The 16,317-nt window shown below is 65.8% G+C and carries 14 protein-coding genes; all 14 read right to left on the reverse strand.

The genetic code is table 11. The annotated features are described in order from the left end of the window. Positions 1-266 precede the first annotated feature (266 nt). On the reverse strand, positions 267-1,811 hold the full coding sequence (purF, locus tag BFD71_RS00695; protein WP_069261373.1) for an amidophosphoribosyltransferase: 1,545 nt from the start codon (positions 1,809-1,811) through the stop codon (positions 267-269). Positions 1,812-1,936: 125 nt separating this feature from the next. Then, positions 1,937-2,431: a CvpA family protein gene (locus BFD71_RS00700; RefSeq protein ID WP_069261374.1), complete on the reverse strand. Its 495-nt coding sequence runs from the start codon at positions 2,429-2,431 to the stop codon at positions 1,937-1,939. A 7-nt stretch (positions 2,432-2,438) separates the two neighbouring features. Beyond that, positions 2,439-3,362 carry an SPOR domain-containing protein gene (locus BFD71_RS00705; protein ID WP_069261375.1) on the reverse strand — a complete coding sequence of 308 codons (924 nt, stop codon included), beginning with the start codon at positions 3,360-3,362 and terminating at the stop codon, positions 2,439-2,441. A gap of 62 nt (positions 3,363-3,424) precedes the next feature. Further along, positions 3,425-4,735 (reverse strand): bifunctional tetrahydrofolate synthase/dihydrofolate synthase, encoded by a 1,311-nt coding sequence (gene folC, locus BFD71_RS00710; RefSeq protein ID WP_069261376.1) that lies wholly within the window; start codon positions 4,733-4,735, stop codon positions 3,425-3,427. Positions 4,736-4,925: 190 nt separating this feature from the next. Continuing rightward, entirely contained in the window at positions 4,926-5,798 is an 873-nt protein-coding gene (gene accD / locus BFD71_RS00715) for an acetyl-CoA carboxylase, carboxyltransferase subunit beta (RefSeq protein ID WP_069261377.1), read from the reverse strand. Between the two features lie 156 nt (positions 5,799-5,954). After that, positions 5,955-6,764, reverse strand: coding sequence for a tryptophan synthase subunit alpha (trpA, locus tag BFD71_RS00720; protein ID WP_069261378.1), 810 nt, complete (start codon positions 6,762-6,764; stop codon positions 5,955-5,957). Positions 6,765-6,817: 53 nt separating this feature from the next. Beyond that, positions 6,818-7,720, reverse strand: a complete 903-nt coding sequence (locus tag BFD71_RS00725; RefSeq protein WP_069261379.1) for a DNA-methyltransferase — start codon at positions 7,718-7,720, stop codon at positions 6,818-6,820. 21 nt (positions 7,721-7,741) lie between these two features. Beyond that, positions 7,742-8,935 (reverse strand): tryptophan synthase subunit beta, encoded by a 1,194-nt coding sequence (trpB, locus tag BFD71_RS00730; RefSeq protein ID WP_069261380.1) that lies wholly within the window; start codon positions 8,933-8,935, stop codon positions 7,742-7,744. Between the two features lie 78 nt (positions 8,936-9,013). Next, positions 9,014-9,694 carry a phosphoribosylanthranilate isomerase gene (locus tag BFD71_RS00735; RefSeq protein WP_069261381.1) on the reverse strand — a complete coding sequence of 227 codons (681 nt, stop codon included), beginning with the start codon at positions 9,692-9,694 and terminating at the stop codon, positions 9,014-9,016. A gap of 76 nt (positions 9,695-9,770) precedes the next feature. After that, positions 9,771-10,586: a tRNA pseudouridine(38-40) synthase TruA gene (gene truA / locus BFD71_RS00740; RefSeq protein WP_069261382.1), complete on the reverse strand. Its 816-nt coding sequence runs from the start codon at positions 10,584-10,586 to the stop codon at positions 9,771-9,773. A gap of 16 nt (positions 10,587-10,602) precedes the next feature. Further along, positions 10,603-12,927 (reverse strand): FimV/HubP family polar landmark protein, encoded by a 2,325-nt coding sequence (locus BFD71_RS00745; RefSeq protein WP_069261838.1) that lies wholly within the window; start codon positions 12,925-12,927, stop codon positions 10,603-10,605. A 167-nt stretch (positions 12,928-13,094) separates the two neighbouring features. Further along, positions 13,095-14,216, reverse strand: a complete 1,122-nt coding sequence (gene asd, locus BFD71_RS00750) for an aspartate-semialdehyde dehydrogenase (protein WP_069261383.1) — start codon at positions 14,214-14,216, stop codon at positions 13,095-13,097. 323 nt (positions 14,217-14,539) lie between these two features. Continuing rightward, entirely contained in the window at positions 14,540-15,607 is a 1,068-nt protein-coding gene (gene leuB, locus BFD71_RS00755) for a 3-isopropylmalate dehydrogenase (protein WP_069261384.1), read from the reverse strand. A gap of 44 nt (positions 15,608-15,651) precedes the next feature. Continuing rightward, complete coding sequence (gene leuD, locus BFD71_RS00760) at positions 15,652-16,302, reverse strand: 3-isopropylmalate dehydratase small subunit (RefSeq protein ID WP_069261385.1); 651 nt, start codon at positions 16,300-16,302, stop codon at positions 15,652-15,654. Between the last annotated feature and the right edge of the window lie 15 nt (positions 16,303-16,317).

Below are 16,317 nucleotides of genomic sequence, written 5' to 3' on the forward strand. Positions count from 1 at the left end.
GGAAAGAAAAAAGGAAATGGGCCGGGCAGCGCCCGACCCACGATGATACAACCCCTGCTTAAAACTACTTACTGCGCCGCATCGAGCCCGCGTGCGAGATCGTCCGCGAGCCAAGGTGTCGTCGATGTTCGTGTTCTCCGTGTGCTGAACAATCAGGCTTCGATCCTGCACGCGCAGGCGCAAAAAAGCCCGCTTTTGCGTCGGCAGAAAGCGGGCTTTCGGAATCGGCGCAAACGCGAGCCTCACGCTCGCGTTTGCCGAAGGGATCACTCCACCGAGAGCTGCAGGTGCAATTGCGAGCGGGAGCCGCCGTCCATCGCGTCGCTCGCGGCGTCGCGGTCCGATTGCGCCTGGGGCGCGAGGCGCGCGGTCTCGATGTTGTCGAGGTAAGTGCTGGTGATGTCGCCGGTGATGTAGTCGCCGTCGAAGCACGAAGCCTCGAACTGCTTCAACTCCGGATTGATGTCGCGCACTGCCTGCTTGAGCGAGTCCACGTCCTGATACACGAGGTAATCGGCGCCGATGATGCGCGCCACTTCGTCATCGGTGCGGCCGTGCGCTACGAGCTCGCCGCGCGTGGGCATGTCGATGCCGTAGACGTTCGGGTACTTCACGGGCGGCGCCGCCGAAGCGAAGATCACCTTGGTCGCGCCGGCGTCACGCGCCATCTGCACGATTTCCTGAGAGGTGGTGCCGCGCACGATCGAGTCGTCGATGATCAGCACGTTCTTGCCCTTGAACTCGATGCCCATGGCGTTGAGCTTCTGGCGCACCGACTTCTTGCGCATGGCCTGGCCCGGCATGATGAAGGTGCGGCCCACGTAGCGGTTCTTGAAGAAGCCTTCGCGATATTCCACGCCGAGCTTGTTCGCGACCTGCATGGCCGCAGGGCGCGACGAATCGGGAATCGGCATCACCACGTCGATCTTCACGTCGGGCAGCTCGCGCTTGATCTTCTCGGCGAGATAGTCGCCCATGCGCAGACGCGCGTTGTACACGGGCACGCCGTCGAGGACCGAGTCCGGACGCGCGAGATACACGAGTTCGAAGATGCAGGGGTTGAGCGTCGGCGCCGTGGCGCATTGCTGCGAGTAGAGGTTGCCGTCGAAGTCGATGAACACCGCTTCGCCCGGGCGAACGTCGCGCACGAACTCGAAACCGATGCCTTCGAGCGCCACCGATTCCGATGCGAGCATCCATTCGGTGCCTTCCGGCGTTTCCATCTTGCCGATGCACAGCGGGCGAATGCCGAACGGGTCGCGGAACGCGAGCAGGCCGTAGCCGGAGATCAGCGAGACGATCGCGTACGAGCCACGCAGGCGGCGGTGCACACCCGCAACCGCCTTGAAGAGCGCGGCCGGGTCGAGCTCGAGGCCCGAGGTCGCGAGCTGCACTTCGTGCGCGAGCACGTTGAGCAGCACTTCGGTGTCGGAATGCGTGTTGATGTGGCGGCGATCCACACGGAACATCTCTTCCTTCAACTGTTGCCAGTTCGTGAGATTGCCGTTGTGAGCGAGGACGATGCCGAACGGCGCGTTCACGTAGAACGGCTGGGCTTCTTCTTCGCTCGACGCCGAGCCGGCCGTCGGGTAGCGCACCTGGCCGATGCCGCTGGTGCCGGGGAGGCTGCGCATGTTGCGCGTGCGGAACACGTCGCGCACCATGCCGTTGGCCTTGTGCATGTGGAACGTGCTGCCGTTCGCGGTGGCAATGCCGGCCGCGTCCTGACCGCGGTGCTGCAGCAGCAGCAGCGCGTCATAGAGGAGCTGGTTGACGGGAGAGCGGGAAACTACGCCTACGATGCCGCACATGGCAGGTCCTTCAAAAAAGCGAAATCGGTCGCGGGTCACCCGGCTTCATTCACACCGGTCGATCGCCGCAAATGGGCAGTGTTGCCGGGAAGCTGCGCCTCGCATCGCGTCCGATCAGTTTCTGATCAGACGTGAACGTAGGCCGCGAGCGCCTCGGGCAACAACGGTTTCAGTTCGAGCACGCCCTGCACGGCATAAGGCCGAAGCAGCGCGTGGCGCCAGAAGTCCTGCTGGGGCAGCTCGGTCAGCCCGCCGAGGACGACGAGGATCAGCACCAGCACGACGCCTCGCACGAGGCCGAACATCATCCCGAGCGAACGGTCCACGCCGGACAATCCGCTCACCTGCACCAGACGGCCGATCAATGCGTTGCCCACGCCGGCCACGAGCACCACGGCAATGACGATCAGCGCGAAGGCGATCAGCCACTGGGTCAGCGCCCCGCCCGGCCAGTTCGCCGGAATCCAGGGCACTACGTGATCCACGTAGCGGCAGGCCACGAGCAACGCCGCGATCCAGCCAATCAATCCAAAAATCTCGCCGATCAAGCCCCGCCATGCGCCGCGCAGCGCCGACAGGCCCATCACCGCCATTACAGCGTAGTCGAATGCGGTGAACATCGACGGCTTATTCCGCGTTGGCGTTCGAGCCCGCCATCAGGCCGGCGCCACGCACCTTGGCAATCGCCGCCGTGGCCGAGGCGCGGTCCGGGAACGGGCCCGCGCGCAGCAGCGTGCGCGTCGTGCCGTCTGCTTCCTTACGCTGTTCGGTATATGCGGGTACTCCCGCCGCTTTCAACTTCGTTACCCAATTGTTCGCCGTCGTGCCGTTCGAGAACGCGCCGAGCTGCACCGCGAAACGCGCGCCCGGGGGCGTCGCCGGGGCGCTGGACTCGGCCTTCGCGTCATTTGCGCCGCCGGTGTCGGCGGCGTCGTTTGCGGCAGTCGTTGGCTTGCTGTTCGCGGCGACGGTCGCGCTGGCCGACGCGGCCGGCTTGGCAGCGGGCTTTTGCGTTTGGGCGGTTTGCGTCGACTGGGCCGGAGCGGCTGCCGCCTGTGCGGGCCTTTTGGCAGCCGGTGCCGGCGTGTTGACCGTGCTTTGGGCGCTCTGCGTGGCCGCGGCGCCCGAAGCGGCCGCGAGGCCCGACGCACCTGGCGTCGCTTCAGCGGCTGCGGGATTGTCGGGCGCGACGCCGGCCTGCGTGTCTTCGGCGTCGTTCTGGCGCGCGGCGGCCTTGTCGACCGGGCGACTTGGAATGTCGATGGCGATGTCGTCGGTGACGGGCTTCGGGTGCGAATCGAGCACCATCGGCAGGATCACGATGGCCGCGAGCACGAGCGCGATCGCGCCGACGAGACGCCGGCGCGCGCGTTGCTTTTCAGGGAGTGTGGGGTCGAGCAGCATCGCCTCGGCGTCGCCCGACCGGTCCGGCCGGCGGCTGCGCCGTTCCACGCGCGTGCTCTGGTTGCTGCGCCGGCTGGAGCCGGACTCGGTGCCGCGCCGGCGGGGCGCGTCAGCGTCATCTTTCTTGCCGAACGAGAAAATTCCCATGTATGGCTTGCTGTTGGCCTACCTGGCCTGTCTTACGTGGGCGGCGTGCGGGTGCCGGGCGGTCAGTGTTGCTGCGACTTTCGCCAGGCCATCACCCCGGCAACCGTCAGAAAACTTCCGAAAACAATAATTCTATCATTTTCGGTTGCACGTTTTAGCGCATCTTGGAAGGCGGCAGCGGGATTTTCATAGCGTGTGACGCTGCTGTCGGCGCCGTCCGTCACGCCCGCATCGCGCAGCACTTCTTCGAGCTGTTCGGCCGTGGCCGCCCGCGGCAGCGGCAGGTCGGTGACACACCAGTGGTCGATCTCGCCCTTCAGGTGCTCGATCACGCCCGCAATGTCCTTGTCGCGCATCGCGCCGAACACCGCGTAGGTGTACGGGAAATAGCCCATGCTGCCGAGGTTTTGCGCGAGCACGGCCGCCGCGTGCGGGTTGTGGCCGACGTCGAGGATGATCGAAGGCTTGCCTGGCAGCACCTGGAAGCGCCCAGGCAGTTCGACGTTGGCGAGGCCGAGGCGGATGTCCTGCGCGGAAACCGGCAGGCGGTCGCGCAGCGACTCGAGGCCCGCGAGCGCGGCCGAGGTGTTGATCAGCTGGTTCGCGCCGCGCAGCGCCGGATAGGCGAGCGCCGAGCGCCGCATCGTCGGGCCCACGTAGCTCCACTGCTGGCGCTCGTTGCCGGGCTGCCCTTCGTAGCGGAAATCGCGGCCGAAGAGCCAAAGTTCGGCATCGATCGCCTCGGCATGGTCGATGAGCGACTGCGGCGCCATCGGATCGGCGCAGATCGCAGGCTTGCCCGCACGGAAGATGCCGGCCTTCTCGAACGCGATCTTCTCGCGCGTGTCGCCCAGGTATTCGGTGTGATCGAGGTCGATGCTCGTGATGATCGCGCAGTCGGTGTCGAGCACGTTGACGGCGTCCAGACGCCCGCCCAGACCCACCTCGAAGATCACGGCGTCGAGCCCGCGCGAGGCGAACAGATGCATGATCGCGAGCGTCGTGAACTCGAAGTACGTGAGCGTAACGGGCGTGGCGAGCGAATTGCGCGCCGCTTCCACGGCCTCGAAGTGCGGCAGCAGCTCGGCGTCGCTGGCCTGCTGGCCGTCCACGCGCGCTCGCTCGTTGAACTCGAGCAGATGCGGCGAGGTGTGGCAGCCCACGTGATAGCCCGCCTTGAGCAGGATCGTTTCGAGAATCGCGCAGGTCGAGCCCTTCCCGTTCGTGCCGCCCACCGTGATGATCGGGCAGTCGAACTTGAGGTCCAGCGCGTCCTTCACCTGACGGATGCGGTCCAGCCCCATGTCGATGCCGACCGGATGCGCAGTTTCGAGGTGCGTGAGCCACGCGTCGAGGGTGGGAAAGGTACTCATCAGGATAGAAATTGCCAGGTGCTGCGCGTGAGACGCCGCCAACGGCGGAGGGTTCACGCGAATGATCCGCTTCGAAAGAACGGCATTATCGCGGAAATGACAACGCGCCGCTTGCTTTCGCTCGCGGCGCGTCGGGTAAAGCGTTGCGGCTTGCGGCGCACGCAGCGCCGCAGATCGCTCAAAGCCGGGTTCAAGCCACCGCGTCGGCAGGCTGACGCTGCAGCAGCGCCAGCATTTGCGCGATTTCGTCGCGCAGCTTGCGGCGGTCCAGGATCATGTCGATCGCGCCCTTCTGCAGCAGGAATTCCGCGCGCTGGAAGCCTTCCGGAAGCTTTTCGCGCACGGTCTGCTCGATCACGCGCGGACCGGCAAAGCCGATCAGCGCCTTCGGCTCGGCGATGACCACGTCGCCAAGGAACGCGAAGCTCGCCGAAACGCCGCCCATCGTCGGGTCGGTCAGCACGGAGATGAACGGCAGTTTGGCTTCGGCCAGCCTGGTCAGCATGGCCGTGGTCTTGGCCATTTGCATGAGCGAAAGCAGGCTTTCCTGCATGCGCGCGCCGCCTGAAGCCGTGAAGCAGATGAACGGCACTTGCTGCTCGAGCGCGTTTTGCGCGCCGCGCGCGAAGCGCTCGCCCACCACCGAACCCATCGAGCCGCCCATGAACGAGAACTCGAAGCAGGCCACCACCACGGGCAGCGTGCGGATCGCGCCGCCCATCACCACCATGGCGTCGGTTTCGCCGGTTTCGTCCATCGCCTCTTTCAGGCGGTCCGGGTACTTGCGGCTGTCCTTGAACTTGAGCGCGTCGACCGGCAGGATCTCCTGGCCAATCTCGTAGCGGCCTTCCGGATCGAGCAGGCCGTCAAGACGCTCGCGCGCATTGATGCGCATGTGGTGATCGCATTTCGGGCAAACGTGGAGATTTGCCTCGACATCGTTGCGGTACAGAACCGCTTCGCACGACGGGCACTTGATCCACAACCCTTCCGGAATGCTCTTGCGGCTCTTCGGATCGGTTTGCTTGATCTTGGGCGGCAGCAGTTTATCGAGCCAGCTCATTGATGTTCCTTCCTTGACCTTCGTGATGCGCGGGCGCGGCGGACCGTTTCATCGCCCGATCGGTAAAACCGACCGGGTTCCGACCCCGACCGCGCATGGCGAAAAGTGGATTTTACAGCAGTCTCGAATCTAGCCAACTACGCTAGCCTGCCAGCTCTACCCGGCGGAGCCTTCGTCCAGCGCCGACCGAATGCCCGTGATGAACTCCGTGAGGGTATCGGCGGCCGTCTCCGGCGCGGCCTGTTCGAGCAGTTGAACGATTCGGCTGCCGATCACCACGGCGTCCGAAACCTGCGCGACGGCAGCGGCCGTTTGCGCGTCGCGAATGCCGAAGCCCACGCCCACGGGCAGCGAGACATGCTTCTTGATCGCCGGGATTTTACCCGCGATGCTCGAAACGTCCAGATTCGCGGCGCCCGTCACGCCCTTGAGCGAGACGTAGTAAACATAGCCGCTCGCGGCGCGCCCTACTTCGGCGATGCGCTCATCGGTCGAAGTCGGCGCGAGCAGGAAAATCGGATCGATGTCGGCGGCCTTCATCTTCGCCGCGAACTCGACCGACTCCTCGGGCGGGTAGTCCACCACGAGCACGCCGTCCACCCCCGCTTCCTTCGCGGCCTGCGCGAACGCATCGGCGCCCATGCGCTCGATGGGGTTCGCGTAGCCCATCAGCACGACGGGCGTCTTGTCGTCGGTTTCGCGGAAGCGCTTTACGTCGGCGAATACGCTCTTGAGCGTCACGCCCTTCTCGAGCGCGCGCTCGGAAGATTGCTGGATCACGGGGCCGTCGGCCATCGGGTCGGAAAACGGCACGCCCAGCTCGATGACGTCGGCGCCGCCTGCGGCCAGCGCATGCATGAACTCGACGGTGCGCGCGGGGTCGGGGTCGCCGGCCGTCATGAACGGGATCAGGCCTTTGCGGCCATGGGCGGCAAGCGCCTCGAACGTGGTCTTGATACGGGACATTTCAGGGTCCTCAGCTTTTAGGCGTTACTGCGCGTGGGTCCGGCGGCGGCGCATCAGGCGCCGGCCGCAACGGCGCTTGCGGCGGCCGCGCTGACGCGTTCGCGCGCGATCGCGCAGTAACTTTCGTTAATTTCATAGCCGACGAATTCGCGCTGCTGACGTGCGCAAGCGACTGCCGTGGTGCCGCTGCCCATGAACGGGTCGAGCACGCGGCCGCCCGGCGGGCAGCTCGCGAGCACCATGCGCTCGACGATCTCCAGGGGCTTCTGGGTGGGATGATCCACGCGCTCCGCGTGCTGGCGATGCAGCCGCGAGACGGACCAGACGTCCTTGGGGTTATAGCCGAGCTCCAGCCACCTGCTACCTTCGAATATTTTCCGCGAACGCGCCTTCTTCGTGGCGGCATCATACGGGATGCGGACAGGATCGAGATCGAAGTAGTAATTCTTCGACACCGCGAAGAAACCGATGTTGTCGTGCACCGAGGTAAAGCGGCGCGTCGTGCCACCCATGCTGGGTACGCGACGATCCCAGACGATCTCGTTGATCATCGTGAGTTTCGACTTGAGATAGACGAAGATCTCGGGCGCGTACTGCCACGTGCAGAACACGTAGAGCGAGCCCGTGGGCTTGAGCTTCGGAATCGCCAGGTCGAGCCATTCATACGTCCAGGCGAGGAAGTTCTCGCCCGAGCGCATGTCGGAGTCGTTGCCGTAGTCCTTGCCAAGCCCATAGGGCGGGTCGGCGACGATCAGATCGATCGAGGCGTCGGGCAGGTTGGCTGCATCGGTCAGAAAATCGCGGTTCAGGAGCCGGATGGTCTCCGGCACCGTGGCGAGTATGGGTAACTCGGCGGCCGCGTTGGCGACCGCCTCTGCGGCCTCCAGAGCAGCCGCTTCGGCGTTCACCTCGCCCACGGGCGCCGGCATCTGCGGCTCGTCGAACTCGTCACGCATCGCTTGCGTCGCTCCGGGCGCTCAGAACTGGATGCCCGATCGCTCAGCGACCGTGTGCATGTCCTTGTCGCCGCGGCCCGACAGGTTCACCAGCAGGATTTTCTCCTTCGGCAACGTCGGTGCGAGCTTCGCCGCGTACGCGAGCGCGTGGCTCGATTCGAGCGCGGGGATGATGCCTTCGATGCGGCAGCAGTCGTGGAAGCCCTTGAGCGCTTCCTCGTCGTCGATGGTGACATACTGCGCGCGGCCGCTGTCCTTGAGCCACGCGTGCTCAGGACCGACGCCCGGGTAGTCGAGGCCCGCCGAAACCGAATGCGTCTCGATGATCTGCCCGTTCTCGTCTTGCAGCAGGTACGTGCGGTTGCCGTGCAGCACGCCCACGGTGCCCGCCGCGAGCGAGGCGGCGTGACGGCCCGTGTCCATGCCGTCGCCGGCAGGCTCGACGCCGATCAACTGCACCGAAGTGTCGTCGATATACGGGTAAAAGATCCCCATCGCGTTCGATCCGCCGCCCACGCAGGCGATCACGGAGTCGGGCTGGCGGCCCGTCATTTCGGGCATCTGCACGCGGCATTCGTCCCCGATCACGCGCTGGAAGTCGCGCACCATCATCGGGTACGGGTGCGGGCCCGCCACGGTGCCGATGATGTAGAAGGTGTTTTCGACGTTGGTGACCCAGTCGCGCATGCCTTCGTTGAGCGCGTCCTTGAGCGTACGCGAGCCCGACTCGACCGGCACCACAGTGGCGCCCAGCAGCTTCATGCGATAGACGTTGGCGGCCTGACGGCGCACGTCCTCGGCGCCCATATAGACCACGCACTCCATGCCGAAGCGCGCCGCGATCGTTGCGGTGGCCACGCCGTGCTGGCCTGCACCGGTTTCGGCGATCACGCGCGGCTTGCCCATGCGCCTGGCGAGCAGCGCCTGGCCGATCACGTTGTTCACCTTGTGCGCGCCGGTGTGATTCAGGTCTTCGCGCTTGAGATAGATCTGCGCGCCGCCCAGCAGCTCGCTCCACCGCTGTGCGTGATAAATCGGCGACGGACGGCCGACAAAATGCTTCAACTCGCGCTCATATTCGGCACGGAAGTCGGGATCGTCCTTGAATTTCGCGTAGGCGTCGCGCAGTTCGTCGATCGCCTGCATGAGGGTTTCGGCAGCGAATACGCCACCATAAGGGCCGAAGTGGCCGCGTTCATCTGGCAAATTGTACATAAGTCACTCGCTCGGCCGGGCTTGGAAGGACCCGCGTTGCGCGGGCCGTCCCGGCCAAAGGGGCATGCGCCCCGGATTTCATCCCGCGTCCGCTTCGCGCACCGCGCGTACGAACGCCGCCATGCGGGCGTGATCCTTCACGCCCTTTGCGCCCGGCACTTCGATGCCACTGGAGACATCGACAGCGAACGGACGCACCTGGCGTATCGCATCACTGACGTTTTGCGCGTTCAAGCCACCACTCAAAACGGCCCGACGCGCGAGCCCTGCGGGAATAAGTGACCAATCGAAGACCTTTCCGCCGCCGCCGTAACCTTCGACATGGGTGTCGAACAACAGGCCGCTGGCTGATGAATAACGATTAGCCGATTCTATCAAATCGGCCTGCCGAGTATCGGCCGCGACTCGCAGCGCGCGCAACCAGGGCAAACCGGCAACGGAAGCCAGCGACTCGCACTGCTCGGGCGTTTCGTCGCCGTGGAACTGCAGCATGGTGAGCGAGACATTGCTGGCCACTTCGCTCATCCACTGCGGCGTGGCGTTCACGAAGAGGCCCACGACCGAGACGAACGGCGGCAGGTCGCGCGTGAGCTCGACCGCCTGCGCCACGCTCACCGAACGCGGGCTGGGCGGATAGAACACGAAACCGACGGCGTCGGCGCCCAGGTCGATGGCGTGCGCAACCGCCTCGGGCGTCGAAAGTCCGCACAGCTTGATGCGGGTGCGGTGCGCGGGGGCGAGTTGCTCGGCTGACGTCATGGTTCTGGATGCGGTGTTGGTCTCGATGCTTCGATCGCAACGTGATTGACTGGGGCGATTCGCGGTGCGGGCCGCTTCAGGCACGGCCTTCGGGCGCGTCGCTCCAGACCGCGCTCCACGGCACGCTCGCAGTATGCGGCGCGGGTACCGCGAACTCATCAGGATAGCCTACCTGGGCGAGATAGAGGCCATCGGGCATGAAAGTCGGCGCGGCGACGGTGCGGTCGCGGCCCGCCAGCACCTCGGCCATCCACGCGGCCGGATAGCGCCCTCGCCCTACGGCCACGAGGCAACCCATGAGGTTGCGCACCATATGGTGCAGGAACGCGTTGGCGCGAAAGCGGAAGTGGATGAAGTCGCCCTGCGGCCGGATGTCGATCTGGTACAGATGCTTGACCGGCGTCTTCGCCTGGCATTCCGACGAGCGGAACGACGAAAAATCGTGCTCGCCGATGAGGCATGCCGCCGCCTCCCGCATGGCATCGACGTCGAGCGACGCATGGATCCAGCCCGCGCGGGCCGCCAGCATCGGCGATCGCACCGGGTTCACGTAGAGCACGTAGTAGTAGGTGCGCTCGAACGCCGCGAAGCGCGCGTGGAATGCGTCGGGCATCGGCTTGGCCCACTGCACCGCCACCGTGGAGGGCAGGAACGCGTTGGTGCCGCGCACCCAGGAGAACGGGGTGCGGTCGAGGTCGGTGTCGAAGTGCACCACCTGGCCGAGGCCGTGCACGCCGGTGTCGGTGCGGCCCGCGACGATGGTGGACAGCGGCACGGTGGCGAACTCGCGCAGTGCGCGTTCGAGCGCGTCCTGCACCGTCTTGCCGTGCGGCTGCGACTGCCAGCCGCAGAACGCGGCGCCGTCGTACTGGATTCCTAGCGCGATACGCATACGGCTTGCAGCAGCGTCACGAAAGCGGAGCGAGCGTCGACAGCAGCGCCTGCGCGTCGCTGCGCGTGGCGGGGTCGTTCGACTCGATCACTTCGTTGATGAGCGAGCGGGCGCCGGACACGTCGCCAAGCGCGATGTACTCGTGCGCGAGGTCGAGCTTGTTGCGCGCGATGCGTGCGAGCTGCTCGGGTGTGAAGACCGGCAGCGGCTCGGCCGAATCGGGCGGCAGGTTCAGGTCGAAGTCGAGCGTGAGCGCGCCAAAGCGCGGCGCGCCGAGGCCCGCGAGCGCGCCTGCGCCCGCCGTACCCGCTTCGATGGCCTGGCCCGCCAGCGGCGGAGGCGGGTCGAAGAACGGCGAAGAAAGACGCGCCGACGCCTCGGGTGTGGCGGCCGGCTCGGTCGAGAGCGGCGCCGTGGGCATGACCGGCTCCCCGATACGCGGCGGCAGGGGCAGGTCGAGGCCACCCAGCGCGTCTACTGCATCTTGCGGGAACGCGATCGGGACTTCGGCGTAGCTCATGTCCTTCGCGGTGACTGCGGGTGCTGACGGGATTTCAGGTGCGGTAAGCGGCGCCGGCGGGCGCTCGAAGGCTTCGGTGATGGGCGGTGTCGCGACGGGCGATTCGGCCTGCGGCGCCTGCGCGGCTTGCTGCGGTTGCGCGGCTTGCGGTGCGCCGTCGCCGAAGTCGAGCGCGAGATCGGGCGTAGCAGGCTTTTGGGCGTGCGCCGGTTCCTCCAGCGTGCGCGCCAGCGCTTCGGCGTCTTCGGCTGTGCGCGGCGCGCCGAGACTTTCGGGCGGCAGCGCATCCGCGCCCAACTCCGCCGCTGCGGCGAGGCTGGCCGCGTTGGTCGCGTCGGCAAGCGTCTGCGGCTCCGCCGGTTCGACGTCGTGCGGCAGTTCGGGGGCCGCGTGAGCTTCCTGCGCTGCCGAAGGCGCTTGCGCAGGGGCCGGGTGCAGTGTGTCGGTGAGCGTCGGCGGCAGCGCTTCGTCGTGTTCGAGCGGCGCGGCAGTCACGGCTGGGGTGGGCACCGGCGTGATCGCGACTTCGTTCGCAGCGGGTTCAGCCGGCGCAACCGGCGGCACAAACTCCGCTTCCTCGAGAGGCGCGACTTCGTTCACGCCCGGTTCATCCCCGGCGTGCGAAATCGGCTCGCGCAATACCGGTGGCTCTTCGGCCTCAGGTGCGGCGGCAACGGCGGCGGCAGCCGACCCAGACGGTGTCGGCTCGTGCGCTTCGGGCGAAACCTCAGGCGCCTGCTCAGGCGGTTTCTTGCGTTTGCGCGTAAGCAGGCGCACGAACAACGCCAGCAGCGCGACGACGATCGCCGCCACGGCACCCATGGCGATCGGCGAGACTTCCGGTTGACCGCCGGCCGGGCCGGCGTTCGCCGCACCGTTCTGCACAGGCGCGCCGCCTTGGGTAGCAGGCGCACCCGCGGACGCGCCGCCCGCCGTTTGCGCCGGCTTGCCGATGCCGTGCTGCTGCAACGCCATCAGCACGCGGTTCTTCAGTGCGAGGAGCTGCTGCAGGCTGGAGACGGTCACGGGCGCCTTCGCGCCTTGTGCCGATGCGCTGCTGGCCGGGGCCTGCTGAACCGCACCGCTCCATACGTGCGAGTCGCTGCCCGCCGACGCCGGCGCCGCGGCGCTGGCGCCCATGGCAGCGGCACCAGAAGCGCCTGGCGCCGGCGCTTCGGGGCCGCTCGCTGCGACTGCCGAGGCAGCCCCCGCAGTCGTCGCGGCAGCACTTGCCGAACTCGCGCCGCCCGTTGCGGCAGCAGCCGCCGACGATGCAGCCGCTACCGCCTCGGCAGCGCCGCTCGAAGCAGCGGCCGGGGTGCTGGCAGGTGCAGCAGGTGCGGCCGCCGTGGCGGCAGCGCTGGCGGCAGCCGAAGCTGCAGCCCCACCCGATGCCGCCGTCATGCCCTGCGGCGCACTCGAAACGTCCGGCGTGGCCGGCACGTTCAGCGTCGCACCCACGCGCATGCGACTGGGATCCTGCTTGATGAACGCACTGGGGTTCGCATCGAAGAGCGCGTGGCTCATGCGTGCGAGCGTGCCCTTGTCGTGCGACTGCGTGAGGTCGACGGCCACGTCATGCAACGACTGTCCGGGACGAACGGTGTATTGCCCCGCGATGCTCACCGCCGCCGCGGTGGACGATGCAGCACTGGGGGCACTGGCACCTGCCGCGCCTTGCGCCGCACTCGCGCCGCCCTGCGCAGCGGCGAGGCCGCAGAACAGGAAGCTCGCCGCCGCCACGGTGGCGCGGATGGCGCGCCGCCCTTGGGCGCGCTTCGCGCGAGGCGCGGCGGAAACAGAATCAAATCGAACGATCATCAGTTGCCCTGGCATACCGCTCTTGCGGCTGTCGATCAAATAGGTGTGTGCTTCGGGGCGATTGCATCGATGCATGCAATAAAAAGCATGCAACAAAAAAAAGCGCCGCGACTGGCGCGGCGCTTTTCACCCTGTCTACGCGTCATTAGCCGCGTAGTTTAATTCATTCACTTGTCGAGCAGAATGCGCAGCATGCGGCGCAGCGGTTCAGCCGCGCCCCACAGCAGCTGGTCGCCCACCGTGAAGGCCGACAGATACTCGCCGCCCATGGCCAGCTTGCGCAGACGGCCAACCGGCACCGACAGCGTGCCCGTCACCACGGCCGGCGACAGATCGCGCATCGACGCCTCGCGCTGATTCGGCACGACCTTGACCCAGTCGTTGGCCGAAGCGAGGATGCCGTCGATCTCGTCGAGCGGCACGTCCTTCTTCAGCTTGATCGTGAGCGCCTGCGAGTGGCAGCGCATCGCGCCGATACGCACGCACAGGCCGTCGACCGGAATCGAGCCCGGCTGGCCCATGGCCGGCTTGCCGAGAATCTTGTTGGTTTCCGCGCCGCCCTTCCACTCTTCCTTCGACATGCCGTTGCCGAGATCCTTGTCGATCCACGGGATCAGCGAGCCCGCGAGCGGCACGCCGAAGTGTTCGGTCGGCATGGCATCGCTGTTCATGGTGGCCAGCACCTTGCGGTCGATGTCGAGGATCGCCGACGACGGATTCGCCAGATCGCCCGCAACCGATGCGTTGAGCGCGCCCATCTGCGAGAGCAGTTCGCGCATGTTCTGCGCGCCCGCGCCCGAAGCGGCCTGGTACGTCATGGCCGTCATCCAGTCGACGAGGTTCTCGCGGAACAGGCCGCCCAGCGCCATCAGCATGAGGCTGACCGTGCAGTTGCCGCCGACGAAGTCCTTCTGACCCTTGACCAGCGCGTCCTTGATGACATCGAGGTTGACCGGGTCGAGGATGATGACGGCGTCGTCCTTCATGCGCAGCGCCGAGGCCGCGTCGATCCAGTAGCCGTTCCAGCCTGCCGCGCGCAGCTTCGGATACACCTCGTTGGTGTAGTCGCCGCCTTGGGCAGTGATGATGATGTCGCACTTCTTGAGCTCGTCGACGCTGTTCGCGTCCTTGAGCTTCGTCTCGTTTTTGGCGAACGACGGAGCCGCGCCGCCTGCGTTGCTGGTGCTGAAAAACACCGGTTCGATCAGGTCGAAATCGCGTTCTTCCTGCATGCGCTGCATCAGCACGCTGCCGACCATGCCGCGCCAACCTACGAGACCTACGTTCATGACTAACCCTTGAGATGGACACTTCCCCGCTTCGCTCGCCCGGCGTGGCCGCGCGGGGAAGATGAGCGGGCACGACGAGCGATCAACGAATGGTGATCGTTTTGATAATCGTCGTTTTCGTGGTGATGGCGAGCGAAATCGCACGGGCTTTCATGCCGTGGATGTTCGTAACAGTCGTGATCTGGGAGATCTTCGCCATCGAAGCAATATACACGAAACAGTTAATTTGCGCGGAAAAACCATGCTTTCCGCTATTTGGACGCCCGTTCAGGCGCGCGAAACAAAAAAGGGCACGCCTGAAACGGCATGCCCTTCGTGCGGCTTTACAGCGCTGCGATCACCGCATCGCCCATTGCCACCGTGCCGACCTGCTTGCAGTCCGGCGTGACGATGTCGGCGGTGCGATAGCCTTGTTCCAGCACCTTCTTCACCGCGCTCTCGATGCGGTCCGCCTGTTCCGGGCGGCCCAGCGAGTAACGCAGCATCATGGCAGCCGAAAGGATCGTGGCGAGCGGATTGGCGATGCCCTTGCCCGCGATATCCGGTGCCGAACCGTGCGACGGCTCGTACAGACCCTTGTTGTTCTTGTCGAGCGAGGCCGAGGGCAGCATGCCGATCGAGCCCGTGAGCATCGCGGCTTCGTCCGAGAGAATGTCGCCGAACATGTTGCCGGTCACCACCACGTCGAACGCCTTCGGCGCCTTCACGAGCTGCATGGCCGCGTTGTCGACGTACATATGCGACAGCTCGACGTCCGGATATTCCTTCGAGACATCGATCATGATGTCCTTCCAGAACTGCGACGTTTCGAGCACGTTGGCCTTGTCGACAGAAGTGAGCTTCTTCTGGCGCTTTTGCGCCGCCTGGAACGCCACGTGAGCGATGCGGCGCACTTCGGGCTCTGCATAGCGCATCGTGTCGAAGCCTTCGCGCGCGCCCTTGAAGTTGCCGTCCGGCGCTTCGCGCGTACCGCGCGGCTGGCCGAAATAGATGTCGCCGTTCAGTTCGCGCACGATCAGGATGTCGAGGCCCGAAACGATTTCCGGCTTCAGCGACGACGCTCCCGTGAGCTGCGGATAGCAGATCGCCGGGCGGAAGTTCGCGAACAGTTCCAGATGCTTGCGCAGGCCGAGAATGGCCTGCTCGGGACGCAGCGCGCGCTCGAGCTTGTCGTACTTCCAGTCGCCCACGGCGCCGAACAGGATCGCGTCGGCCGACTTCGCCAGCGCGAGCGTTGCCTCGGGCAGCGGATGGCCGCTAGCCTCGTAGCCCGCGCCGCCAACCGGCGCCTCTTCCAGCTCGAACTTTTCGCCGAGTGCATTGAGCACCTTGACGGCTTCCTTGACGATCTCGGGACCGATGCCGTCGCCCGGCAGCACTGCAATCTTCATCCTGTGATTCCTCGCTGTTTGTTCAGTGTGCGTATGTGCAGTTATCAGAGCACGCGGTTGTTCAGCCACGGCTGGCGCGCGAGGCGCTCGGCTTCGTACTGGCGGATCTTGTCGGCGTGACGCAGCGTGAGGCCGATGTCGTCGAAGCCGTTCAGCAGACAGTAGCGGCGGAACGCGGCCACTTCGAACGGATATTCCTTCGAGCCGTCCGTCGTGCGCACGACCTGCTTGTCCAGATCGACCGTGAGCTGGAAGCCGTTGAACGCATACGTCTCGTTGAACAGGTGATCCACATCCGCTTCGGAAAGCACGATCGGCAGCAGGCCGTTCTTGAAGCAGTTGTTATAGAAGATGTCCGCGAAGCTCGGCGCGATGATCGCGCGGAAGCCGTACTGGTCGAGCGCCCACGGCGCGTGTTCGCGCGAGCTGCCGCAGCCGAAGTTCTTGCGCGTGAGCAGCACCGAGGCGCCCTGATAACGCGGCTGGTTCAGCACGAAGTCGGGGTTGAGCGGGCGCTTCGAGTTGTCCTGGCCAGGCTCGCCGTGGTCGAGGTAACGCCATTCGTCGAAGGCGTTCGGGCCGAAGCCGGTGCGCTTGATCGACTTGAGGAACTGCTTGGGAATGATCGCGTCGGTATCGACATTCTCGCGATCGAGCGGCGCCACGACGCCGGTGTGTACGATGAATTTTTCCATGATCCGTGTAGCCTC

It is taken from the genome of Paraburkholderia nodosa (genome assembly GCF_001718195.1).
Taxonomy (GTDB): domain Bacteria; phylum Pseudomonadota; class Gammaproteobacteria; order Burkholderiales; family Burkholderiaceae; genus Paraburkholderia; species Paraburkholderia nodosa_A.